This window comes from Virgibacillus oceani (assembly GCF_014638995.1).
In the GTDB taxonomy this organism is placed as follows: Bacteria; Bacillota; Bacilli; order Bacillales; family Amphibacillaceae; genus Virgibacillus_E; species Virgibacillus_E oceani.
In genome coordinates, this window is sequence record NZ_BMFR01000001.1 from 138,821 (window position 1) to 162,426 (window position 23,606).

At 35.9% G+C, this 23,606-nt stretch carries 25 protein-coding genes and 2 other annotated features; of the genes, 23 read left to right on the forward strand and 2 right to left on the reverse strand.

Annotation, left to right across the window (positions count from 1 at the left end; genetic code table 11):
• The first annotated feature begins 23 nt into the window (after window positions 1–23).
• From icd to IEV74_RS00820, 21 genes are all read left to right on the forward strand, one after another.
• On the forward strand, window positions 24–1,295 hold the full coding sequence (gene icd, locus IEV74_RS00720; RefSeq protein ID WP_188453432.1) for an NADP-dependent isocitrate dehydrogenase: 1,272 nt from the start codon (window positions 24–26) through the stop codon (window positions 1,293–1,295).
• Window positions 1,296–1,316: 21 nt separating this feature from the next.
• Window positions 1,317–2,255, forward strand: coding sequence for a malate dehydrogenase (mdh, locus tag IEV74_RS00725; protein ID WP_188453433.1), 939 nt, complete (start codon window positions 1,317–1,319; stop codon window positions 2,253–2,255).
• Window positions 2,256–2,611: 356 nt separating this feature from the next.
• Window positions 2,612–3,088: a MaoC/PaaZ C-terminal domain-containing protein gene (locus tag IEV74_RS00730; RefSeq protein ID WP_229683030.1), complete on the forward strand. Its 477-nt coding sequence runs from the start codon at window positions 2,612–2,614 to the stop codon at window positions 3,086–3,088.
• A gap of 124 nt (window positions 3,089–3,212) precedes the next feature.
• Complete coding sequence (locus IEV74_RS00735) at window positions 3,213–3,905, forward strand: response regulator transcription factor (protein WP_188453435.1); 693 nt, start codon at window positions 3,213–3,215, stop codon at window positions 3,903–3,905.
• Window positions 3,905–5,272 carry a two-component system histidine kinase PnpS gene (pnpS, locus tag IEV74_RS00740; protein WP_188453436.1) on the forward strand — a complete coding sequence of 456 codons (1,368 nt, stop codon included), beginning with the start codon at window positions 3,905–3,907 and terminating at the stop codon, window positions 5,270–5,272. Before IEV74_RS00735 ends, pnpS begins: the two co-directional genes overlap by 1 nt.
• A 184-nt stretch (window positions 5,273–5,456) precedes the next feature.
• A complete protein-coding gene (gene polA / locus IEV74_RS00745) occupies window positions 5,457–8,096 on the forward strand; it encodes a DNA polymerase I (RefSeq protein WP_188453437.1) in 2,640 nt (879 codons plus the stop codon).
• Between the two features lie 42 nt (window positions 8,097–8,138).
• Window positions 8,139–8,966 (forward strand): DNA-formamidopyrimidine glycosylase, encoded by an 828-nt coding sequence (gene mutM / locus IEV74_RS00750; protein WP_188453438.1) that lies wholly within the window; start codon window positions 8,139–8,141, stop codon window positions 8,964–8,966.
• A 14-nt stretch (window positions 8,967–8,980) separates the two neighbouring features.
• Window positions 8,981–9,580, forward strand: a complete 600-nt coding sequence (gene coaE, locus IEV74_RS00755) for a dephospho-CoA kinase (RefSeq protein WP_188453439.1) — start codon at window positions 8,981–8,983, stop codon at window positions 9,578–9,580.
• A gap of 381 nt (window positions 9,581–9,961) precedes the next feature.
• Window positions 9,962–10,990, forward strand: coding sequence for a glyceraldehyde-3-phosphate dehydrogenase (locus IEV74_RS00760; RefSeq protein ID WP_188453440.1), 1,029 nt, complete (start codon window positions 9,962–9,964; stop codon window positions 10,988–10,990).
• Between the two features lie 222 nt (window positions 10,991–11,212).
• The gene (gene speD, locus IEV74_RS00765) at window positions 11,213–11,590 is read left to right on the forward strand and encodes an adenosylmethionine decarboxylase (RefSeq protein WP_188453441.1); all 378 of its coding nucleotides are present in this window, start codon (window positions 11,213–11,215) and stop codon (window positions 11,588–11,590) included.
• 154 nt (window positions 11,591–11,744) lie between these two features.
• A complete protein-coding gene (locus IEV74_RS00770; protein ID WP_188453442.1) occupies window positions 11,745–12,137 on the forward strand; it encodes a cytosolic protein in 393 nt (130 codons plus the stop codon).
• A 22-nt stretch (window positions 12,138–12,159) separates the two neighbouring features.
• Window positions 12,160–12,621, forward strand: coding sequence for a transcriptional regulator NrdR (nrdR, locus tag IEV74_RS00775; RefSeq protein WP_188453443.1), 462 nt, complete (start codon window positions 12,160–12,162; stop codon window positions 12,619–12,621).
• A 40-nt stretch (window positions 12,622–12,661) separates the two neighbouring features.
• Window positions 12,662–14,008, forward strand: coding sequence for a replication initiation and membrane attachment family protein (locus IEV74_RS00780; RefSeq protein WP_188453444.1), 1,347 nt, complete (start codon window positions 12,662–12,664; stop codon window positions 14,006–14,008).
• A 4-nt stretch (window positions 14,009–14,012) separates the two neighbouring features.
• Window positions 14,013–14,948, forward strand: coding sequence for a primosomal protein DnaI (gene dnaI / locus IEV74_RS00785; protein WP_188453945.1), 936 nt, complete (start codon window positions 14,013–14,015; stop codon window positions 14,946–14,948).
• Between the two features lie 149 nt (window positions 14,949–15,097).
• Window positions 15,098–15,949, forward strand: a complete 852-nt coding sequence (ytxC, locus tag IEV74_RS00790) for a putative sporulation protein YtxC (protein ID WP_188453445.1) — start codon at window positions 15,098–15,100, stop codon at window positions 15,947–15,949.
• Window positions 15,950–16,008: 59 nt separating this feature from the next.
• Window positions 16,009–16,229, forward strand: a binding site (T-box leader).
• Window positions 16,230–16,280: 51 nt separating this feature from the next.
• Window positions 16,281–18,227: a threonine--tRNA ligase gene (gene thrS / locus IEV74_RS00795; protein WP_188453446.1), complete on the forward strand. Its 1,947-nt coding sequence runs from the start codon at window positions 16,281–16,283 to the stop codon at window positions 18,225–18,227.
• Between the two features lie 147 nt (window positions 18,228–18,374).
• Window positions 18,375–18,500, forward strand: a sequence feature (ribosomal protein L20 leader region).
• A 79-nt stretch (window positions 18,501–18,579) separates the two neighbouring features.
• Window positions 18,580–19,083 carry a translation initiation factor IF-3 gene (gene infC / locus IEV74_RS00800; RefSeq protein ID WP_188453447.1) on the forward strand — a complete coding sequence of 168 codons (504 nt, stop codon included), beginning with the start codon at window positions 18,580–18,582 and terminating at the stop codon, window positions 19,081–19,083.
• A 38-nt stretch (window positions 19,084–19,121) separates the two neighbouring features.
• Window positions 19,122–19,316, forward strand: coding sequence for a 50S ribosomal protein L35 (rpmI, locus tag IEV74_RS00805; RefSeq protein ID WP_188453448.1), 195 nt, complete (start codon window positions 19,122–19,124; stop codon window positions 19,314–19,316).
• A 64-nt stretch (window positions 19,317–19,380) separates the two neighbouring features.
• Complete coding sequence (gene rplT, locus IEV74_RS00810) at window positions 19,381–19,737, forward strand: 50S ribosomal protein L20 (protein ID WP_099158723.1); 357 nt, start codon at window positions 19,381–19,383, stop codon at window positions 19,735–19,737.
• 73 nt (window positions 19,738–19,810) lie between these two features.
• Window positions 19,811–20,083, forward strand: coding sequence for a DUF1294 domain-containing protein (locus tag IEV74_RS00815; protein WP_188453449.1), 273 nt, complete (start codon window positions 19,811–19,813; stop codon window positions 20,081–20,083).
• Window positions 20,084–20,147: 64 nt separating this feature from the next.
• The gene (locus IEV74_RS00820) at window positions 20,148–20,726 is read left to right on the forward strand and encodes a TVP38/TMEM64 family protein (RefSeq protein ID WP_188453450.1); all 579 of its coding nucleotides are present in this window, start codon (window positions 20,148–20,150) and stop codon (window positions 20,724–20,726) included.
• A 53-nt stretch (window positions 20,727–20,779) separates the two neighbouring features.
• Here the strand turns inward: IEV74_RS00820 and IEV74_RS00825 are convergent, their stop codons facing one another.
• Window positions 20,780–21,091, reverse strand: a complete 312-nt coding sequence (locus tag IEV74_RS00825; protein WP_308418959.1) for a sigma-w pathway protein ysdB — start codon at window positions 21,089–21,091, stop codon at window positions 20,780–20,782.
• A 188-nt stretch (window positions 21,092–21,279) separates the two neighbouring features.
• Here IEV74_RS00825 and IEV74_RS00830 point away from each other — a divergent pair, with 188 nt between their 5' ends.
• Both IEV74_RS00830 and IEV74_RS00835 read left to right on the forward strand, forming a co-directional pair.
• On the forward strand, window positions 21,280–21,765 hold the full coding sequence (locus tag IEV74_RS00830; protein WP_188453452.1) for a dUTP diphosphatase: 486 nt from the start codon (window positions 21,280–21,282) through the stop codon (window positions 21,763–21,765).
• Between the two features lie 78 nt (window positions 21,766–21,843).
• Window positions 21,844–22,929, forward strand: a complete 1,086-nt coding sequence (locus IEV74_RS00835; protein ID WP_188453453.1) for a M42 family metallopeptidase — start codon at window positions 21,844–21,846, stop codon at window positions 22,927–22,929.
• A gap of 57 nt (window positions 22,930–22,986) precedes the next feature.
• Here IEV74_RS00835 and IEV74_RS00840 read toward each other — a convergent pair whose 3' ends face one another.
• Complete coding sequence (locus tag IEV74_RS00840) at window positions 22,987–23,592, reverse strand: lytic transglycosylase domain-containing protein (RefSeq protein WP_188453946.1); 606 nt, start codon at window positions 23,590–23,592, stop codon at window positions 22,987–22,989.
• Window positions 23,593–23,606: the final 14 nt, after the last annotated feature.

The following is a 23,606-nucleotide window of genomic DNA, read 5'->3' on the forward strand; positions in this document are numbered from 1 at the left end:
GAAATGATTAGGAGGTAATTTTTATGGCACAAGGAGAAAAAATTACAGTAGAAAATGGGAAAATGAATGTACCAGATCATCCAATTGTTCCGTTTATCGAAGGAGATGGAACAGGTCCAGATATTTGGGCAGCCGCACGTAAAGTAATCGAGGCTGCAGTTGAAAAGGCATATAATGGTACAAAAGCCATCGAATGGACTGAAGTATATGCTGGTCAAAAAGCATTTGATAGAACTGGTGAATGGCTGCCAAATGAAACTCTTAAAACAATTGATGAATATAAGATTGCTATTAAAGGTCCCCTTACTACTCCAATCGGCGGCGGGATTCGTTCATTAAACGTAGCATTGCGTCAAGAATTGGATTTATTCACATGTTTGCGCCCTGTTCGTTACTTTAATGGTGTACCATCGCCAGTAAAGCGCCCGGAAGATGTAGACATGGTAATTTTCCGTGAAAATACAGAGGATATTTATGCAGGAATAGAATGGCAAAAGGGTACTCCAGAAGTGAAAAAAGTAATCGAGTTCCTTGAAAACGAAATGGATGTACATAAAATCCGCTTCCCTGAAACTTCTGGTATTGGTATTAAACCAGTTTCAGAGGAAGGAACAAAACGAATTGTTCGTGCTGCCATCCAATATGCAATTAATGAAGGACGCAAGAGCGTAACACTTGTTCATAAAGGTAACATCATGAAATTTACAGAAGGTGCTTTTAAAGCATGGGGTTATGAAGTTGCAGAGCAAGAGTTTGGTGACAAAGTATTTACATGGGCAGAATATGACCGAATTGTAGAGAAAGACGGTAAAGATGCAGCAAACAAGGTACAAGACGAAGCTGTTAAAGCTGGAAAGATCATCGTGAAAGATTCTATTGCTGATATTTTCCTGCAACAAATTCTAACTCGCCCAAACGAATTTGATGTTGTTGCAACAATGAACTTAAACGGTGACTATATTTCTGATGCACTTGCTGCACAAGTTGGTGGTATTGGTATTGCACCGGGAGCAAACATTAACTATGATACAGGTCATGCAATTTTTGAAGCTACACACGGTACTGCACCTAAATATGCTGGTCTGGATAAAGTAAATCCATCTTCCGTAATTCTCTCAGCAGTATTAATGCTAGAGCATTTGGAATGGAGAGAAGCTGCGGATTTAATTACAAAAGCAATGGACAAAACTATTGCATCTAAAGTAGTTACGTATGATTTTGCACGTCTTATGGACGGTGCTGCAGAAGTTAAATGCTCTGAATTTGGTAATGAACTAATCAAAAATATGGATTAAAAGCCTGGGAAGGGGATTAGCATGACTTTAAAACGTAACAAAATTTCTGTGATCGGTTCAGGTTTTACGGGGGCTACTACTGCGTTAATGCTTGCACAAAAAGAGCTTGGGGACGTTGTGTTGGTAGATATTCCAAATATGGAAGATCCAACTAAAGGAAAAGCGCTGGATATGCTAGAAGCAAGTCCTGTTCAAGGCTTTGATGCAAGCATTATTGGAACAGCTAATTATGAAGAAACAAAGGATTCCGATCTAGTAATAATTACTGCTGGGATTGCCCGCAAACCTGGAATGAGTCGTGATGATTTAGTAAATACCAACGCTAAAATCATGAAATCTGTTGCTAAAGAAATTGCTAACTATGCACCAGAGAGTTATATTGTGGTACTTTCAAATCCAGTAGACGCCATGACATATACCGCATTTAAAGAATCCGGATTTCCAAAAGAACGCGTAATTGGACAATCGGGTGTGTTGGATACTGCACGATTCCGCACATTTGTTGCACAAGAACTTAACCTATCTGTGAAAGATGTTACTGGATTTGTTCTGGGTGGACATGGAGATGATATGGTGCCGTTAATACGTTATTCATACGCGGGAGGAATTCCACTGGAAAAGCTGATTTCCAAGGATCGTTTGGATGCGATTGTTGCACGGACCCGTACTGGAGGCGGCGAAATTGTTGGTCTTTTAGGTAATGGAAGTGCATACTATGCCCCTGCAGCATCATTAACAGTAATGGCAGAAGCAATACTTAAGGATCAACGTCGTGTTCTCCCGGCAATTGCATATCTAGAAGGAGAATATGGCTACTCTGATATTTATCTAGGTGTACCCGTAGTACTAGGTGGTAAAGGTATTGAAGAAATTATTGAGCTGGATCTTACAGATGAGGAAAAAGCAGCATTAGATAAATCAGCAGAATCTGTTAAAAATGTACTAAAAGTATTAGAATAAGTATGAAAAAGCTATCCCAAATTATAGGGATAGCTTTTTCCTTTCCAACAGCCTGTCTTTAAAGGAAATACAATCACAATTTTATTAAGTAAAACACCAGTGTTAATGGCATTACATTATTACCACTATCTAAAGTCGATATCAAATCATACCACTCTTTACCAGTCCGGAGCGATCCCGGACGGCAAGCGAAAACTAGACATAATTATTAACTAATCTACGTCGCAGTTTACGGAAACTACAAGGTTAAAAGTATTAAAACATACAAAAATTACCTTATTAAAAAATTGTATTAGATTAAGTTATCGTTCTTTGATATAATAGAAAGCGCTTACACGTTAATGGAGGTGAGTAAGTTGATTGATAAAAAGAGAAAGCTTGGCAAAAAAATTGGTGATTTACAGATAGGGGACTCATATACAGCGTCACATATTATTGAAGATAGGGATTTATTATTATATTTAGGATTAACAAATGATGCTAATCCATTATACATTCAACATGATTACGCCTCGCAAACGCCTTACAAACGGCCAATTGTCCCATCCGTTATGCTGTTTGGGATGGTTTCTTCATTGGTTTCCATGCATTTACCCGGCCCGGGCAGTCATATTGTTCAACACGAGATGAGGTTCAAGAAGCCTGTGAATCATAACTCAGAAGTGAAATTTATGATAGAAATAATTGCAATTGATATCAATAATTATCAAGTTACTTTATCGGTGTTAGGGTTTGATGCAGAAGGAGACGAAGTAATAAATGGAAAGCTTCTGGTATGTCCCGCATATGAGCCGGAATCAATTACTGCAAGTTCATTGGAGAATTTTTTCTAAGGCATTTGTGAATTTCTGCTTTCCCTCAATTGTAAATATTTCTTTACGTTTCAACCTATTCACATAACTACATCTTCATTGTAAGATAAACATATTATAATGTACTTAGAAATGGGGACCTGCGATGAAGAAAAAAATTCTTATTGTCGATGATGAAATATCTATTGTTACATTATTAAAATTTAACGTTGAACAAGCGGGATTTGAAACGGACGTTGCCTATAACGGGCTAGAGGCGATTAATAAGGCGGAAAAAAACGCATATGATCTTATTGTACTCGATTTAATGCTGCCTGAATTGGATGGAATGGAAGTTTGTAAGCAATTGAGAAGGAACAAAATTGAAACCCCTATCTTAATGTTAACCGCAAAAGATGATGAGTTTGATAAAATTCTGGGGTTGGAATTAGGGGCAGATGATTATTTAACGAAACCATTTAGCCCAAAAGAGGTTGTTGCTAGGATTAAGGCCATATTACGACGTTCTGAAAAAGCAAAAGATCCAAATCAATCCTTTATTCAGATTGCAAACCTTACTATTTTTCCGGAACGTTACGAGGCAGAAATGAATGATGAAACGTTAACATTTACTAGAAAAGAGTTTGAGCTACTATATTATCTTGCGAATCATAAAGGGAAGGTTTTATCGAGAGATCAGCTGCTAAGTGCTGTTTGGAATTATGATTTTGTTGGCGACACTAGAATTGTTGATGTACATGTCAGTCATTTACGGGAAAAGATTGAGCCTGATACAAAGCGTCCAATATATATTAAAACTATACGGGGACTTGGTTACAAAATGGAGGAGCCAACATAATGCGATCCTTATTTTATAAACCGCTTATCTCTTATATTATTGGCATTTTTCTATTAGTAATTGTAACCGGGTGTGTCCTGAGCCTTATAACAACTGAGTACATAATTCTATTTTCAATCTTATTTGTGGAATTCATTATATTAGTACTTATCATGCTGCATGTTTTTGACAAATATATGAATCCGGTAAAAATAGCCACAAAAACGGTTGATGAACTTGTAAAAGGGAATTATCGCGCTAGGATTCATCATCCAGCTGTTGGCAGTGTGGGTGAATTAAACAGAAAGATAAACATTTTAGCACGAAATTTAAGTGAACTATCCATACAAGAACAAATGCAGGAAAAACAATTGACGACAGTAATTGATAATACACAAAGCGGACTTGTATTACTGGATGAAAAGGGATATATTCATTTAGTTAACCGCAAATTTATTTCTATTTTTGGTAATACTGCCAAGGATTATATCGGATATCTTTATTACGATGTTTTAAATAATGAACAAATTCACCGTACAGTTCAACAAACTTTTCTATATGAAGAAAATGTGAAAGAGTCATTTACCCAATTGATCGGTCTTGATAAAAAATATATTGAAATTGTTGGTGCACCCATATTCAATGAGAGAAAAATACTCAAAGGTGCAGTACTAGTATTTTACGACATTACGGAATTAAAAAAGCTTGAAATCATGAGGAAGGATTTCGTTGCAAACGTATCCCATGAGTTGAAAACCCCAATAACATCGATTAAAGGATTTGCAGAAACGCTGTTGGATGGTGCTATGCACGATGAACGGGCAAATGAAAGATTTTTAAAAATCATTTATGAAGAAAGCAATCGCCTGCAATTGTTAATAGAAGATTTGTTAACTTTGTCCAGATTGGAAAAAGATGAGTTCAGATTAAACGTTTCTGAAATAACTATAGACGAGGTACTTTCCGATATTATGCCATTAATGAAGCACCAAGCAGATAAGAAACATATTCATTTAACAGTTAGCCAGGAACCAGGATTAATGATTAAAGCTGATGTAGAACGATTAAAACAAGTGTTCATAAATATATTAGCGAATGCCATAAGCTACACACCTGAAAATGGAGAAGTAACATTGTTGGTGAAAGAAACTGATGATTATATACAGTTATCTGTAGAGGACACCGGAATTGGTATACCGGAAGATGCAATTCCCCGTATTTTTGAACGTTTTTACCGGGTTGATAAAGCAAGAAGCAGAAATACTGGGGGGACAGGTTTAGGTCTGGCTATTGTAAAACATATTATAGAAGTGCATAACGGTACAATTACTGTAGAAAGTGAGTTAAATAAAGGGACAGCCTTTCATGTATATTTTCCAAAACATTAGACTAGGTCGGCTTCATTACTTGTTTTTTTATCAGGTAATGGTGTTGACCTTTTTTAGGGTGAAGTCTGAAATTGATATAATACATGTAATTCTGCTATTATTTTTTTCTTTTACCTACTGATAATGATAAAATAAGATAACTACCTAACTATATAAAAAAGCTTTTTAATAGAGGAGGCATAACGTGTCAAAAAAATTAGTCTTAATTGATGGAAATAGTATTATTTACCGTGCTTTTTTTGCTTTACCTTTATTAAATAATGATAAAGGTGTATACACTAATGCAGTTTATGGGTTCACGACAATGCTTTTGAGGATTTTAGAGGATGAAAAGCCTACCCATATGTTAGTAGCTTTTGATGCGGGGAAAACGACATTTCGTCACCAGACCTATAAAGAATATAAAGGCGGTCGTCAGAAAACACCACCGGAGCTATCTGAGCAGTTTCCAATTTTAAAAGAATTGCTAGATGCCTTTCATATATCCCATTACCAATTGGACCAATATGAAGCGGATGACATCATTGGTACATTTGCTGCAAAAGGCAATGATGAAAATTGGGATGTTACTGTTATATCGGGTGATAAGGATTTATTACAGCTTGCCTCGGAAAATGTGACCGTAAAATTAACGAAAAAAGGAATTAGTGATGTTGAAGCCTATACGCCAGATTATATGGTAGAAAAGATGGAAATTACACCCGAACAGATTATCGATTTAAAGGCATTAATGGGTGATAGCTCGGACAATATTCCAGGAGTACCAGGGGTTGGACAAAAGACAGCTACGAAATTGATCAAGCAATATCATACGGTAGAGGAAGTATATAAACATATTGATGAAATAAGTGGTAAAAAACTAAAAGAAAATCTTACAAATCACAAACAAGAAGCTTTTATGAGTAAAGAACTTGTGACGATAAATCGTAAATCACCGATTGAGATTACACCTGAAAACATCGTCTATAAGGGATACGAACAGAACAAGGTTAGCAGTATATTCAAGGATTTAGGTTTTCAGTCTTTGTTAAGCAGGATAACTGGTGAATCTAGTGAAGATGTCGAACAAAACGCATCGTTAAATGAAATTGACTTTTCAATTTTGCATGAACTAACACCAGATATCTTTACGGGTGAGGAATCGTTAGTGGTCGAAATGCTGAGCGATAGCTATCATCAAGCTCCAATTGAGGGCTTTGGAATTGCAAATAAGAATAATGCATATTTTATCCCCACCGAAGTTGCAATTAAATCACATGTATTTCGTGAATGGGCTATGGACTCGCGCAAGAAAAAATATGTTTTTGATGCGAAAAAAACATTGGTTGCATTATTAAGACAAAAAATTGAAATTAAAGGCATAACCTTTGATATGCTGCTTGCCTCCTATTTACTTGACCCTTCTGAGAACCATCATGATATACCAGCAATTGCTCATCGTATGGGTAACAAGGATGTTTTGTTTGATGAGGAAGTATTTGGGAAAGGTGCCAAAATAAAAGTTCCAGAGCAAAATGCTTTAGCTGAGCACATTGCGAGAAAGACAAGCCTTTTATATGCAATGAAAGAAGATATGGAATCAAAGTTAAAAGAAAACGAGCAGTACGAGCTTTACAAAGAGCTGGAAATGCCGCTTGCACTTATTCTTGGCGAAATGGAACATACTGGTGTTTTAGTTGATGTCAAGCGATTAGAGGAAATGGGAGTAGAACTAAAACAGCGATTGGACGAAATTGAAACAGATATCTATGATCTGGCAGGTGAAAAATTTAATATAAATTCTCCTAAACAGCTTGGACCTATTCTTTTTGAAAAACTGGATTTACCTGTAATAAAGAAAACAAAGACTGGTTATTCGACAGCTGCTGATGTATTGGAGCAATTACAGAATGAACATGAAATAATTCCAAAACTGCTATTATACAGGCAGCTGGGGAAACTTCAATCAACTTATATTGAAGGACTATTAAAAGTTGTTAATAAAAATTCAAGCAAAATTCATACAAGATTTAATCAAGCACTTACACAAACTGGCCGATTGAGTTCAATCGACCCCAACTTACAAAATATTCCAATTCGCTTGGAGGAAGGAAGAAAAATTCGCCAAGCATTTGTACCGGCTATTAAGGAATGGATCATGTTTGCTGCCGATTATTCGCAAATTGAACTGCGGGTGTTGGCACATATAGCAGAGGACGAGAAATTAATTGAGGCATTTCAAAACGATATGGATATCCATACGCGTACTGCAATGGAAGTTTTTCATGTTGGAGAAGATGAAATTACTGGCAATATGCGGCGTCAAGCTAAGGCTGTTAATTTTGGAATCGTTTATGGAATTAGTGATTATGGTCTATCCCAAAGTTTGAAAATTACCCGAAAAGAAGCAAAGAAGTTTATTGACAGGTATTTGGATAGTTATCCAGGAGTCAAAACATATATGGATGAGATAATTCAGGAAGCAAAGCACAAAGGCTATGTAACCACTTTAATGAAGCGCAGAAGATATCTGCCAGATATTACTAGCAGAAATTTTAACAAGAGAAGCTTTGCGGAGCGTACAGCCATGAACACTCCAATTCAAGGCAGTGCAGCTGATATTATTAAAAAAGCGATGATCGATCTGCATGAGAAATTAATCGAAGAGAAACTAGAAGCTAGAATGCTTCTTCAAGTACATGATGAACTTATTCTTGAAGCACCGAAAAACGAAATTGAAAAACTGAAAGAAATAGTTCCTGCGGTTATGGAAAACACCGTTAAACTCAGTGTACCGCTCAAGGTCGATTACGAATATGGCGAAAGCTGGTTCGATGCGAAGTAATTATAAAACACATTGTGACAGGAAATAAGGAGAATACGTGACATGCCAGAATTACCAGAAGTTGAAACAATTAAAAATACCTTAAAACAATTCGTTTTGGAGAAAACAATCGAAAATGTAGAGGTTTTTTGGCCGAACATTGTTAAGATGCCGGATGATATTGAACAGTTTAAGCACATACTGCATGGTCAAACAATTCAAGATATTACACGTAAGGGGAAATTTCTTTTATTTCAATTAGATGCTTACGTTTTGGTATCGCACTTACGCATGGAAGGAAAGTATAGTGTTCACCAATCCAAGGAACCTATGAAAAAACATACACATGTTGCTTTTACATTCTCGGACGGAGAAGAGCTGCGTTATAATGATGTCCGGAAATTTGGAACGATGCATGTATTTAAGAAAGGAGATGAATTAAAGGAAAAACCTTTAATTCAACTCGGACCTGATCCATTTGAACAAGATTTCTCTTTTGCGTATTTTTATGAGAAATTGAAAAAGACTGATCGTGTTATCAAAGCTGCACTGCTTGATCAAACAATTGTTGCCGGTCTCGGAAATATATATGTTGATGAAACATTGTTTAAAGCTGGTGTTCACCCACTAAAAAAGGCGAGTAAGTTAACTAAGAAAGAAGTTAAAGCTATTCAAAAAGAAGCAACAGCGACATTGAAAGAAGCTGTTGCACAGGGCGGTACAACGATTAGATCTTATGTAAATGGGCAAGGTGAAATGGGTATGTTCCAGCAAGAGCTATTTGTTTATGGCCAGGAAAATCAGGCTTGTAAAAATTGTGGAAAGCCTATTGTTAAAATGAAAATTGGCGGGCGCGGAACGCATCTATGTGTAATATGTCAAAAACCTTAAGAGGAGCAAGCAGTATGGCATTAATAATCGGGTTAACTGGAAGCATCGCAAGTGGAAAAAGTACTGTTTCGTTAATGTTTGATGATTATAACATACCAGTTGTTGATGCAGATAAAATTTCACGAGAGGTTGTAGCACCTGGCGAGAAGGCATATGATCAAATAATAAAAACGTTTGGTCAACAAGTTTTACGTAAAGATAAGTCTATTGACCGTAAGATGCTAGGAGAAATTATCTTTGCAGACGATGCAAAGCGAAATCAATTAAATGAAATTGTTCATCCCGCAGTACGTGAAAAAATGCTAAAACGGCGAGATGCCTATGCAGAGTCAGGAGCAAAATGTGTGGTTTTAGATATACCACTACTATTTGAAAGTAAATTAACACATTTTGTTGATAAGACATTAGTTGTTTATGTTGATGAAGCTGTTCAATTAAAACGTTTAATGGAGCGGGATGGATATACAGAAAATGAAGCAATAAAGCGTATTAAAGCTCAAATACCGGTTCGTGAAAAGGCAGAAATGGCAGATGCAATAATAGATAATAATGGAACGAAATATCATTCATATGAACAGCTAGAGAGGTTATTAAAGGATTGGAATGTAATTTAATATTTTCTTACTTTGAGGGCATAGGCTTACCTGTGCTCTTTTGTTATCTAAGAAATTGTTTTTCATACGCAAGAAATAAAAAAAATTGCGACGTAAATGGTGCATGGATACGTGCTTTTTAGTTGCTGTTAGTAAGTAGGGAAACTGTCGTTACATTGCATTTCATCTGAAATAATGAAGTATAAGATAACAAAACTCCCGAAAAGTGTCATATTAATTAATGCCGTTCAAGCTGACATGAATGCAGAACTGGGAAACATGGAATATTTTAGCTATTATTTTTATATAAAAGCATATTTTTTAAGCACTTTTTTTTGTAATTATGTTATACTAATTATAATAATAAGATCAATGAGTATAACATATATAGGAGGACCATAAATGAATAAAACTCGAATTGCTATTAATGGATTTGGTCGTATAGGACGAATGGTGTTTCGCCAAGCGATTAAGGATGATCAACTAAAGGTGGTCGCAATCAATGCAAATTATCCTCCAGAAACATTGGCACATTTAATTAAATATGATAGTGTTCATGGTATTTTTAATGGCGATGTGAAAGCGCTTCAGGATTCAATAGAAATAGATGGAGAGACTGTTTCGCTTGTTAATTCACGGGATCCGCAAACTCTTCCATGGGATGTGCTTGAGATAGATATTGTTATAGAGGCAACAGGGAAATTTAATAGTAAAGAAGGTGCAGGATTGCATCTTCAAGCTGGTGCGAGAAAGGTTGTGATTACAGCACCGGGTAAACAGGTGGATCGAACAATTGTAATGGGTGTAAACGAAGATTCGTACAATCCAGTAACTGATCATGTAATATCAAATGCATCTTGTACAACAAATTGCTTGGCGCCTGTTGTAAAAATCTTAGATGAAAATTTTGGAATTGATAATGGATTAATGACAACAGTCCATGCGTTTACTAATGACCAGAAAAATCTGGATAACCCTCATAAGGATTTACGGAGGGCAAGGGGATGTACACAATCAATCATTCCGACATCAACAGGTGCAGCTAAGGCGTTAGGTGAAGTGTTGCCGCATTTAAATGGTAAATTGCATGGAATGGCATTACGTGTACCTACCCCAAACGTATCTTTAGTTGACTTGGTTGTTGATGTTAATAAGCCAATTTCAGCGGATGACGTAAATCAAGCATTTAAAATGGCCGCTGGTAATGAATTAAAAGGCATTGTGGAATATAGTGAGGAACCGCTTGTTTCGATAGATTTTACTACTACAGATTTTTCCGCAATTGTAGACGGACTATCAACTATTGTCATGGGAGAGAGTAAGATTAAGGTTTTGGCCTGGTATGATAATGAGTGGGGATATTCTACCCGTGTAGTTGATTTGGCTAAATATGTAGGTAGTTATTTGCAGCAGAAAGTAAAAGTTTCTTAAAGATTGCAAGGTCCATCCATTACGCTATAGCCCTTTTTACTTTTATTAAAAAAAACATATTGCAAAAATAATCTAAACGGTTTATACTACTTTTTGAACTTCTAAAAAATAAAAATAACAACTGCTTAAAGGGTTAGGACCTCTTTGGACTAACTTTCCCCCGTGGCAGCTGGAGTAAATTTAGAAGTATTCAAGTCAATATGTATTGAGGGGGAATAAATAATGGATACTATAGGCAGGCATGTCATTGCTGAATTATGGGATTGCAATATAGATAAACTTAATGATATGGGTTTAATTGAACGAATATTTGTTAAGGCAGCATTAAAAGCAGGGGCAGAAGTACGAGAAGTTGCCTTTCACAAATTTGCACCGCATGGCGTAAGTGGAGTGGTAATCATTTCAGAATCACATTTGACAATTCATAGTTTTCCGGAACATGGATATGCGAGCATCGATGTATATACATGTGGCGAAATTATTGATCCAAATGTAGCTGCGCAATATATTGCTGATTCTCTGGAAGCAAAGACTTATGAAAAGGTTGAGGTACCACGTGGAATGGGGCCAGTAAAGGTCAATAAATTTCAAGTGTTATAAATAAAATTCGTATGATTAGAGTTGATTCATTTTCCAATTGGAAGTGATCAACTCTATTTTTAATTAGTCGAATTACTAAAAACGTGTTAAAATATATAGTAATATATTTTTATTATACATACATAAATGAGATTATAATTAATGGGGTGTAACGATGTCATTGAGGCAAAAAGCAGCAAAATATTTTAATAACCACGCTGAGACAAGTGAAAATCATTGGGACCCAACATTGACAACACGCTATTATAAAACAACGAAAGATAAAGGTCTGAATACGTTGGAACAATTTTTTAAAGGCTCACATGAATATAGATTTAATTCTTTGTCTAAGGAGCATGGGGAAATAAGTGTAAATGTAGAGAAAGGTAAAAAAGCATTCATAGTAGCCACTGTTATTATGGTTCGTCCATATCAGACTGCCGTTGACTTCTCCGTAACAACTGAATCATTGCTTCCGTTTGATTTTGCATACAGTACGAGGCTTATTCAAAAGTTATATACGGAGCTTAACAAAGAACTTACGCTGATAGAAACGAAAACTATGTAGCATATGATTGGGGTTGAATTAGATGAGGTGTTCAAATTGCTCTTATAAAAGCACAAAAGTTCTTGATTCACGGCCAATTGAAGAGGGGCGCTCCATTCGCAGGAGACGGGAATGTGAACAATGCGGCTTTCGTTTCACCACTTTTGAACGGATTGAAGAGGTACCATTAATTGTAGTGAAAAAAGACGGGACAAGGCAAGAATATAGTAGAGAGAAGCTAATCCGCGGATTAATTAAGGCTTGTGAAAAGAGACCCGTACCAATTGAAAAAATTGAAGGTATTGCCTTAGATGTGGAAAAAGAATTACGGAATTCAGGAGCATCAGAAATAGAAAGTAACGAAATTGGTGAAATGGTTATGGACAGGCTATCTGAGGTAGACGAGGTTGCGTATGTGCGTTTTGCTTCGGTTTACCGTCAATTCAAGGACATCAGCGTATTTTTGGATGAACTAAGGGATTTGATCAATTCAGATAAAAAATGACTATTAAGCGTATTATATGACAAAAGGGAAGGTCAGCATAATGAAATTTATAGGGAACATATTGCCTGTTGACGGGTACTATATTTTGCAAAAAGGATATATGCCAGAAGGTTATGCAAAATCGTTAACGCATTTATACCAGCCGTTAATCGGAATAAATGCTATTTCCTTATACCAAACTCTTTTGCATGAATTAGATTTGCAACAAGAGTCTGAACCACAAACACATCATACATTAATGAATTATTTAAATTTGCCATTAGATGACATATACCGAGCAAGAATTAAGCTTGAAGGAATTGGGCTATTAAAGACGTATGAATATAAAACAGACAAAAATGACGTTTATACGTATGAATTAATTAGTCCTTTTGCACCTCATGGGTTTTTTAAAGATGCTATGCTATCACAATTACTTTACCACCATGTTGGACAAGACAAGTTTGAAATGCTGAAAAACAATTATGTTCATACTATCGATACCCAAAAAGGGAATAATATAACTGCTTCGTTTAGCGACGTTTTTCATACATTTCAACCACAATTCGAAGATGCCGAACAAATAGAATCTGATACGGAAAAAGATATTGTATCACTAAATTTTTCCTGGATGAAACAAATGCTGAAGCAGCGTATGATTCCTGAGAAAGATATTTTGACAGCAGAAAATAAAAAATTGTTGACTCAAATGATGGTGTTATATGATCTTGCATCTTATGAAATAGAAAAAGCCGTAATGTGGGCATTGACAGCAGAGAATACCCTTGATGCTGATGAATTTAAAAATGCTTGCCATGATCTGTTTAAAGCGAACCATAATCAGGATGTTGTTAAATTAATCGATAAACAGCAAAATCTAGCAAACAGGGAGACTAATTATAAACCAACATCTAAAGAAGAACATTTAATATATGAACTGCAAACTATTTCACCGAAACAATTGCTAGAGGATCTATCCAGTGGAAATAGGGCTTCAGAGCAGGATTTAAAGGTTATCCGTGAGGTAATGACAAATCAAGGTTTACCGTCACCAGTTATGAATGTTTTAATTCATTACGTGCTGCTGCAATCCAATATGAAGCTTTCCAAAGCCTACATGGATAAAATTGCCAGCCATTGGTCGCGAGCTAATTTAAAAACCGCTAAAGAGGCTATGGCATTTGCAAAAGCGGAAAAAAACCGCTATAAAAATCCCGCCTCGAATAAGCAAATTTACCGGAAACCTTCTTCTAATGAGGTTGTTCCAGATTGGTTTAAAGATCGGAAAAAGAAACCACAGGAGACACCGAAAAAAACGACAATTGATGCAGATAAAGAAAAAGAGGAAATTGCAGAGCTCTTACGTGAATTTACTAGCAATAACAAAAATAATCATTTGCAAGGATGATTTCATGGAACCTATTCAATCTGCTTTAAAAAAGTGGATGCAAAGTAATGAAAGCTTTAAAGAAAAATATGTGAAAATAAAAGAGGAAGTTCTCCAAGACCCCGAGATACGTGAATTTATTTCATTGAACCCACAATTTTCACAACCAGAAATAGACAAGAATCTGATTAAATTATATGAATATAAAACACAATCGAAACAATGCGATAAATGCTCGTCATTAAATGGATGCGTCAATATGATTAAGGGGTACTCCCCCGTTTTGAAAACAGATAATAATGAAATTAATATTATATATGAAAAGTGCCATAATAAGGTAATATATGAGAAACAAAAAGAGCAGCAAAGTTTAATTCAAAGTCTGTATATGCCCAAAGAAATCCTCGAAGCATCAGTTGATGAATTTGACCAAGATCCAGAAAATAGAGCGAATGCTATAAGAGAAACCATTGCCTTCTTGAACAAAGCAAATTCATCTATGCCTCCAAGGGGGATTTATTTTCATGGACCTTTTGGTGTTGGGAAAACGTATTTCTTAGGTGCTATCGCAAATCAATTAAAAAAAATGAACATATCATCTATGCTTATTTATATGCCTGAATTTGTTCGAGAAATGAAAGGTTCAATTAAAGATGATTCTATAAATGATAAAATAGATTATTTTAAGAAGGCAGATGTGCTTATGCTGGATGATATAGGTGCAGAATCTCAATCAGCATGGTTCCGGGATGAAATATTAGGATCTATTTTACAGTATCGAATGATGGAACGTTTACCGGTTTTCTTTACTTCAAATTATAGTTTGGAACAACTTGAAAGCCAGCTGTCAACATCCAATCGTGGTGGAATCGAAACCGTAAAGGCCGGCCGGATTATTGAGCGGATTAAACAAGTCAGCAACGAAATTTCAATGACCGGAGAAAACAGACGAGGAATTTAATGAAACTAACATTATGGTATATACCATAATGTTAGTTTTTAATATCACCCCGAAAATTAATATAGTTACTAGTTTTACGGGTTTATACATTTTTTTATGTATTTGTCCATATAATGTAACAGTTTGGTCTTGGGTGAGGGTGATGTTTGTTGCTGGAGGTATATTTTAGTTCTGACAAGGAAGTAATTACTTTTTGTGAGCATTTGTTTCGTTATAACAAACAAATTGAATTGCATTGGAAAACGGATAAAGATTGGGGGAATAAACTGCAGCTCGATTATAATTTGCCTGACAATGAAACAATGGAAACAATTGCACGATCCATGGTTGATGTATTCAGATTACATCGATTAACAGACATGATAAAAAGCATTATTGAAGATTACTACTATTATTCAAACACAGATGAAATGGAACGAATTATGGATTTAACAAACTGGATATTTTCCGGTGAGGATGATGACAGCATACAGGTTAGGAAAAACGAGGATCCGAGTCAGTTGTTACTATCATTATTTATTGCTAATATCAAAAACACTTCTACAATTCATTACGATTCAATTGTGAAGTTCCGCTTAAAAGCCTTTAAGGATCAGCTAATCCATTATGTAGGACTCGCCATTGACGAGTTTAAACGTGAAGAGGACCACCAAGCTTTTGTTAATACGTTGCGTGATTATATAGCAAAAAAAGAATCCGGTTTTCCTATTATTCATGTATTGCAGGGGAGTACGTTTTCCTTTTTTAGAGGCAATGGAAAACGATTCTCTAAAATGGAGTTGCGTATGATCATGCAGCAGGAGCCTTTGTATATTGTTGGATTAGATGAAAATGAATTAAATTTGGCACCTTTAGTTGCGATGGCACCAAAGAAAATAAAGATTTATGGTGATCATCCTTCTGAACCAAAAACATTAACGGTTATCAATGTTTTTGAGGAGAAAGTAGAGTTTGAACCATATCATAAATTTCCATTTCCATTTTATTTAAAAAATAAATAATAAAAGGCTTGATTTTCTCATAAGCTAAAGCTATAATACGATTTATATCAAATTTTTTATTTGAAGTAATGATAAGGACACGATCATTTGGTATTTGTATAAAATAGAGAAGGGAGTCATTGGCTGGAAACTTCCATGTACAAACAAATGATTACCCCCTTTGAACTCTGTTATTGAAATGAAGTAAATAGCAGCGTATCATCTGCGTTAAAGATTAATGAAGCCGTAATTTATTTACGGGAATTAGGGTGGAACCACGTGACCAACGCTCGTCCCTTTGCAAATGTGCAGAGGGATGGGCGTTTTTTAATTTAAAAAGGAGTGAGGCACAATGGCAGCAGAAATTTCAATAGAATTTCCAGATGGAGCTAAAAAGCAATTCCCAGCAGGAACTACAGGAGAAGAGATAGCAGGGACAATCTCATCAGGTTTAAAAAAGCAAGCATTAGCAATAAAGCTGGATGGTGAGCTTATAGATCTGCGCGAGGGGCTAACAGTAGGCGGGAAAATTGAGATTATTACGTATAAGAATCAAGAGGGAATTGAAGTTGTCCGCCATTCAACAGCACATTTAATGGCACAAGCAATTAAACGCCTATATAAAAATGTGAAATTTGGTGTGGGTCCAGTTATTGAGGAAGGTTTTTATTACGATATGGATTTGGATCAATCAATAACACCTGAAGATCTTCCGAAGATTGAGAAAGAAATGAAGCGGATTGTAGATGAAAATTTAGAAATAAAACGTATTGAAGTTACACGTCAAGAAGCCAAGGATATGTTCCGTGAAATAGGCGATGATCTTAAACTTGAATTGATAGATGCAATTCCAGAAAACGAACAGGTAACTATCTACAAGCAAGGGGAATTTTTTGACCTGTGCCGTGGAATTCATGTTCCTTCTACAAGTAAACTAAAAGCTTTTAAACTGCTTAGTATCTCTGGGGCATACTGGCGTGGAGATAGCAATAATCAGCAGCTGCAGCGTATTTATGGAACTGCATTTGAAAAACAAAGCCAAGTAGAAGAATACTTACGCATCTTGGAGGAGCGTAAAGAACGTGATCATCGCAAGCTTGGTAAAGAACTGGATATATTTACTGTTTCCCAAAAAGTTGGGCAAGGTCTTCCATTGTGGTTGCCAAAAGGTGCAACAATTCGCCGTATAATTGAACGTTACATTGTAGATCTGGAAGAACGCTTAGGCTATAACCATGTCTATACTCCAGTTTTAGGAAGTGTGGATTTATATAAAACAAGTGGGCATTTAGACCATTATGAAGAAGATATGTTCCCTAGAATGAAAATGGACAATGAAGAGTTAGTATTACGACCTATGAACTGTCCGCATCATATGATGGTTTATAAAAATCAACTTTACAGCTATCGCAATCTACCTGTACGTATTGCGGAACTTGGAACAATGCATAGATATGAAATGTCAGGAGCCTTGGCAGGGCTGCAGCGTGTTCGTGCAATGACATTAAATGATGCTCATATATTTGCTAGGCCCGATCAACTAAAAGATGAATTTATCCGTGTTGTAAAATTGGTTCAACAAGTTTATAAGGACTTTGGCATTGAGGAATATTACTTCCGCCTTTCATATCGTGATCCAGAAGATAAAGAGAAATATATTGATAATGATGAAATGTGGGAAAAAGCACAGGCAATGCTGAAGGAAACAATGGAGGATATGAATGTTGACTATGTGGAAGCAGAAGGGGAAGCAGCGTTTTACGGTCCTAAGCTGGATGTGCAAGTAAAAACAGCACTAGGAAAGGATGAGACATTGTCAACTGTTCAGATAGATTATCAGGCAGCAGAGCGATTTGACCTATCCTATATTGGTGAGGATGGTAAAGAGCATAGACCTGTTATTATTCATCGTGGTGTTGTTTCAACAATGGAACGTTTTGTGGCATTTTTATTGGAAGAATACAAAGGGGCATTTCCAACATGGTTAGCACCTGTTCAAGTAAAAGTTATTCCAGTATCCCCTCAGGTACATTTAGACTATGCGAAGGATGTAGCCGATAAACTCAGACTTAGCGGTATTCGTGTTGAAGTGGATGAGCGTGATGAGAAAATCGGATATAAAATTCGTGAAGCACAGACACAAAAAGTTCCATTCTCATTAGTACTTGGTGATAATGAAATCGAAGAAAATGCTGTTAATGTAAGAAGATATAGTGAAAAGCAATCAGAAACATTGGCCTATGAAGACTTTGAACAGTTAATTGCACAGGAAATTGCGGATAGAACATTGCGGAATTAACGTTTCCTACCCAAGGGGCATTTCTTTATACTTATTTCATAAGTATATAATACAAAGGAAGATTGTCTAGTATAAGCGAAAAGAAAGCTTGTTGACAGTCTAAAAGATACATGTTATTCTATATGAGTTGAATAAATCTAAATGATCTGAGACAAGTAGAAGCACCCGCTTCTCACCTGATCGACGCATAATGCAGTTGACTGGTTTTTTACTTCTTTAATAGACTATTGGAGACGTGTGGGTGCATCTTTGTACCTACACTTTTTTAATGATTAATATAAACTTGTCAATGACAGATCAGCAAACAATTTATTGAAAATAATTTTGGAGGTGGCTGGCTATTAGCAAAGATATGAATGTTAATGAAAAAATTCGTGCTAGAGAAGTACGTCTTATCGATTCAAATGGTGATCAGCTTGGAGTAAAATCCCGCAATGAAGCATTGGATATTGCTCAAACCAGAAACTTGGATTTAGTTTTAGTTGCACCGAATGCGAAACCACCAGTATGCCGAATTATGGATTACGGTAAATATCGCTACGAGCAGCAGAAAAAGGAAAAAGAAGCACGTAAGAAACAAAAAATCATTAACGTGAAGGAAGTTCGCTTCACACCTGGAATTGGCGAGCACGATTTTAATACAAAATTAAAGAACGCCAGAAAATTCCTTGAAAAAGGTGATAAGGTAAAAGCTTCGGTTCGTTTCCGCGGACGTGCAATTACTCATAAAGAGCTTGGTCAGGAAGTTTTAGACCGTCTAGCTGAAGAAGTGAAAGATATTTCAGCAATTGAGTCTAAGGCTAAAATGGAAGGCCGTAATATGTTTATGATGCTTGCTCCATTAAACGAAAAATAATTAAAGAATTTATTGATGCTTACAAGGAGGAAATCAACATGCCTAAAATGAAAACCCATAAAGGTTCTCAAAAACGCTTTAAAAGAACTGGTTCTGGAAAACTGAAACGCTCACATGCTTATACAAGCCATATGTTCGCAAATAAATCTCAAAAACAAAAACGTAAATTACGTAAATCTGCATTGGTATCCGCAGGGGATTACAAACGTATTAAAGCAATGCTTCCTAAATAATAGGAGACTAATTAATTTATCAATGGAAAATATAGATTTTGATTTGTATTAGGAGGGAATTAATATGCCACGTGTAAAAGGTGGAACAGTTACGCGCAGACGTCGTAAACGCGTACTAAAACTAGCAAAAGGTTATTATGGTTCAAAAAGAACGTTATTTAAGACAGCTAAACAACAGGTAATGAAGTCAGGTCAGTATGCTTATCGTGACCGCAGACAGAAAAAACGCGATTTCCGCAAACTTTGGATTACCCGTATTAATGCTGCAGCGCGCATGCAGGACATTTCATATAGCAAATTAATGCACGGCTTAAAGGTTGCAGGGATTGAAGTAAACCGTAAAATGCTGTCAGATCTTGCTATCAATGATGAAAAAGCATTTGCACAATTAGCAGATAAGGCAAAAGCAGCACTTAAATAAAATGATAGAATATTAAAAGGTCAAATCCAATTATTGCAGGGATTTGACCTTTTAATCTTACAGGGGAGAAGAAATGGACGAAACTATAATTTTAGCGTACATAATTGGCATTAATATTGGTGGGTTTATATTGATGGGGTTAGATAAGCAAAGAGCTAAAAAACGGGCATGGCGTATATCGGAAAAAACGCTGTGGATCACTGCAATTCTAGGAGGCGGCATTGGATCATTTTTAGGGATGCAAGTATTTCGCCATAAAACAAAACACGCGCTCTTTCGGATAGGAATGCCAATATTAATAATTGTTCAGCTTGTTTTATGGATATATATTTCTTTTGTGTCATAAAGGCTCGTCTTATGTCATATACATGTACTATAAGAACGAATACGCATCTTGAAGGGGGTTAGTTATGGAGCTGTTTGGTAATTATCTTATGACGATTATCGAAACAGGCGGATTATTTGCACCTATCTTATTTATTAGCTTTCATTTGCTAAGACCATTATTCTTTCTCCCTGTTGTGTTTATTTGCATTTCTGGTGGAATTTTATTTGGGGCAGTAGCTGGAACAGTATATTCGATTATTGGCATTACATTATCCAGTATTATCTTTTATGGAATCATTCGTTTTATGCCAAAGACATTTAACAAACTGGTTAATATGAAACAAAAAATTATTGGGAAACACTCCCAATTTACAACATCCCAAATAGCTGTCTTAAGACTTGTTCCATTTATTCACTTTCATTTATTATCATTATGCTTAATTCAGATCTCAGAAGGATTTAAAGATTACACTAAATCATCTTTTCTATCCAATATTCCATTAGCATTTGTTTATACTTCAATCGGTAAATGGATTTCAAATTTATCCCCTTTATATATCTTCGTCTTTTTAATCGCGTTACTTCCGCTTATATATTTACTAAGAAGAAAGGAAATAATTATTAAATGGCAGGATTTTTTTCACGTAGGTGCACAACAGTAGGCTCACCCTTTTACGGGTGGAGCCTTTTCATTAGCTGGTTATTTCAGAATAATTTATTCCTTAACTGGTGTAAGTATTAATTTGTTTATTGGATGTTTCCATTCAATTTTCGCGTATGGATAGCGAATTAAAAGCTCTTTTTCCAGAAAGTATAGATCATCTCTCGTTATTCCGCGCAAATCATCAGGCTCAGGAGTATAGACGTGAATATTGACTACTTCGAACGAATCTTCTGTAGTACCGACATATTTTTCCCCTTCAAATAGACAGCCTTTATAAACGAATTGTACGTTTTTTTTACTGTTTTGCAATTCATCCAATAAAAAGAATTCATCCCTTGTTTTTGCAATTCTTAGTTTCCGCATGGGGTTTCGGTAGTATTGGTAAACCGTATACATGAGGAGAGCTATTGCAATGAGAATTAGAATCCTGAATAAAATCACAATCATATAAACCGCTCCCTGAACGTTATTATCTTCTTGTACGTTCTAGAAATCATAAGGTTTCAATTATTATGTTACAATCATAATAAAAGAAAAAAGGAGTAAAATAAATGAACTGGAAGAAGTTATTTTCCATGCAAAAACAATTGGACAAGTATATTGAAAATAATCAAGGTGTAACAGGGGAAAATTTATTTGAAGAAAAATATCTTGCGCTGCTAGTCGAATTGGGAGAACTTGCAAACGAAACACGGTGTTTTAAATTTTGGAGCAGTAAACCGAAGAGTGATCAGGAGGTTATCTTGGCAGAATATGTTGATGGGGTACATTTTATTTTATCTTTAGGGTTAGACAAAGGGCATATCTGCCATACAAAATCTTCAAATGCCACTATTAATACGGAAACTGAGCAGTTCAATCATGTTTTTGATATGTGTGCTGCCTATAAACATGATCCATCACAATCAAATTACGAAAAAATGTTTAACAGTTACATTCAGCTTGGAAACCTTCTTGGATTTGATGAAAATGCGGTATACCGCGCGTACATCCAGAAAAATGAAATTAATTATGAACGCCAGGATGAAGGTTATTAAAGCAGAATTATTTTGTTATTTCCTGCAATAAAGTTATAATAATAAGTGTATTAGGAAAAAAGGAGGATTTACGTACATATGGCAAAATTGGATGAAACACTTACAATGCTTAAAGATTTAACAGATGCAAAAGGAATTCCTGGTAATGAAAAAGAAGCAAGAGATGTAATGGAAGGCTATATCAAACCATACGCTGATGAGGTTTATACAGATAATTTAGGGAGCTTAATCGCCAAAAAAACCGGTGATGAAAATGGACCTAAAATAATGGTAGCGGGTCATCTTGATGAGGTAGGCTTTATGGTGACACGAATCGATGACAAAGGTTTTATTTATTTCCAAACTGTGGGTGGATGGTGGAGCCAGGTAATGCTTGCTCAACGTGTTACCATCATGTCCAGTAAAGGTGATGTTACAGGTATAATCGGTTCTAAGCCGCCACATATCCTTTCTCAAGAGGCACGCAAAAAGCCAGTAGAGATTAAAGATATGTTTATCGATATCGGTGCATCCAGTAAAGAAGAAGCGCATGAATTCGGTGTTCGTCCAGGTGATTCTATCGTACCTTATTTCGAATTTACGCAATTAAAAAATGAAAAGATGCTTTTAGCGAAAGCATGGGACAACCGTATTGGCTGTGCTATCGCGATTGAAGTTTTAAAACAATTGAAAGATGAGAGTCATCCGAATATCGTATATGGTGTCGGTACAATCCAGGAGGAAGTTGGTCTTCGCGGGGCGCGTACTTCTGCACATGCGATAAAACCGGACATTGGATTCGGTGTTGACGTAGGTATTGCCGGTGATATGCCTGGTGTATCTGATCATGAAGCGGACAGTAAATTGGGTAAAGGACCGCAAATCGTTTTGTATGATGCGTCAATGGTTTCTCATAAAGGTGTAAGAGATTTGATTGTGGATACTGCTGATGAGCATAATATACCATATCAATATGCATCAATGGCGGGCGGGGGTACCGATTCAGGATCGATTCATCTTACTGCTAATGGTGTTCCATCTTTATCTATTACTGTTGCAACACGCTATATTCACTCACATGCGGCAATTTTACACCGTGATGATTTCGAAAATGCAGTAAAATTGATTGTAGAGGCAATAAAAAAATTGGATAGCGAAAAAGTGAAAGAGATCTTTTTGGCATAATAAAAAGGATCAGCAGATAATTTATCTGCTGATCCTTTTTTGGTTATCCTTTAAAAGTTATGCAAAATAAGAATTCATTACTTTATTTACATAGTTTTGGGTTTCTTCAAATGGAGGTATCCCTTGATATTTGTCGACATTTCCAGGACCGGCATTGTAAGCGGCTAACGCCAGTTCAATATTGCCATTATATCGATTCAGCATCTGGCTTAAATATTTTGTTCCGCCTTCGATATTTTGCGAAGGGTCATATGGATTTGTTACTCCAAGCCCTCTTGCCGTATCAGGCATTAGCTGCATTAATCCTTGGGCACCTGAACCGCTCTTTGCATAGACATTATAATTTGATTCCGTTTTAATAATGGAGTGTACTAATTTAGGGTCAATTTCATATTTTTCTGCAGTGTTTGTGATAAATGAATTAAAGTGATCTGATGCAGCATTTAAAGGAGCTGTTGAAACAGAATCAACTAAAGCAAACGGCGGGTTATTTTGCTGAACAAATTCGTTAGTTCGTATGGATGCATTATTTATTTTTTCCTGTAATAATTGCTTAAATGCTAAATCAACAATAGGTGAGTTATACGAAAATGAATCATTTTTAGATGTTAAAATTGACATTGCCTGATATTGAATCATTGTTTGTAAATCTCTAATTTCCATCATTACTTGCCCCT

Bases quoted from the DNA above. Each gene is read 5' to 3' on its own strand.
- mutM (WP_188453438.1), top strand. From the start codon at position 8,139: ATGCCAGAATTACCAGAAGTTGAAACAATTAAAAATACCTTAAAACAA.
- rplT (WP_099158723.1), top strand. From the start codon at position 19,381: ATGCCACGTGTAAAAGGTGGAACAGTTACGCGCAGACGTCGTAAACGC.
- speD (WP_188453441.1), top strand. From the start codon at position 11,213: ATGGATACTATAGGCAGGCATGTCATTGCTGAATTATGGGATTGCAAT.
- IEV74_RS00770 (WP_188453442.1), top strand. From the start codon at position 11,745: ATGTCATTGAGGCAAAAAGCAGCAAAATATTTTAATAACCACGCTGAG.
- IEV74_RS00825 (WP_308418959.1), bottom strand. From the start codon at position 21,091: ATGCGGAAACTAAGAATTGCAAAAACAAGGGATGAATTCTTTTTATTG.
- icd (WP_188453432.1), top strand. From the start codon at position 24: ATGGCACAAGGAGAAAAAATTACAGTAGAAAATGGGAAAATGAATGTA.
- IEV74_RS00840 (WP_188453946.1), bottom strand. From the start codon at position 23,592: ATGGAAATTAGAGATTTACAAACAATGATTCAATATCAGGCAATGTCA.
- dnaI (WP_188453945.1), top strand. From the start codon at position 14,013: ATGGAACCTATTCAATCTGCTTTAAAAAAGTGGATGCAAAGTAATGAA.
- IEV74_RS00780 (WP_188453444.1), top strand. From the start codon at position 12,662: ATGAAATTTATAGGGAACATATTGCCTGTTGACGGGTACTATATTTTG.
- coaE (WP_188453439.1), top strand. From the start codon at position 8,981: ATGGCATTAATAATCGGGTTAACTGGAAGCATCGCAAGTGGAAAAAGT.
- nrdR (WP_188453443.1), top strand. From the start codon at position 12,160: ATGAGGTGTTCAAATTGCTCTTATAAAAGCACAAAAGTTCTTGATTCA.
- mdh (WP_188453433.1), top strand. From the start codon at position 1,317: ATGACTTTAAAACGTAACAAAATTTCTGTGATCGGTTCAGGTTTTACG.
- IEV74_RS00835 (WP_188453453.1), top strand. From the start codon at position 21,844: ATGGCAAAATTGGATGAAACACTTACAATGCTTAAAGATTTAACAGAT.
- IEV74_RS00830 (WP_188453452.1), top strand. From the start codon at position 21,280: ATGAACTGGAAGAAGTTATTTTCCATGCAAAAACAATTGGACAAGTAT.
- IEV74_RS00760 (WP_188453440.1), top strand. From the start codon at position 9,962: ATGAATAAAACTCGAATTGCTATTAATGGATTTGGTCGTATAGGACGA.
- rpmI (WP_188453448.1), top strand. From the start codon at position 19,122: ATGCCTAAAATGAAAACCCATAAAGGTTCTCAAAAACGCTTTAAAAGA.
- infC (WP_188453447.1), top strand. From the start codon at position 18,580: ATGAATGTTAATGAAAAAATTCGTGCTAGAGAAGTACGTCTTATCGAT.
- IEV74_RS00815 (WP_188453449.1), top strand. From the start codon at position 19,811: ATGGACGAAACTATAATTTTAGCGTACATAATTGGCATTAATATTGGT.
- pnpS (WP_188453436.1), top strand. From the start codon at position 3,905: ATGCGATCCTTATTTTATAAACCGCTTATCTCTTATATTATTGGCATT.
- IEV74_RS00820 (WP_188453450.1), top strand. From the start codon at position 20,148: ATGGAGCTGTTTGGTAATTATCTTATGACGATTATCGAAACAGGCGGA.
- IEV74_RS00735 (WP_188453435.1), top strand. From the start codon at position 3,213: ATGAAGAAAAAAATTCTTATTGTCGATGATGAAATATCTATTGTTACA.
- thrS (WP_188453446.1), top strand. From the start codon at position 16,281: ATGGCAGCAGAAATTTCAATAGAATTTCCAGATGGAGCTAAAAAGCAA.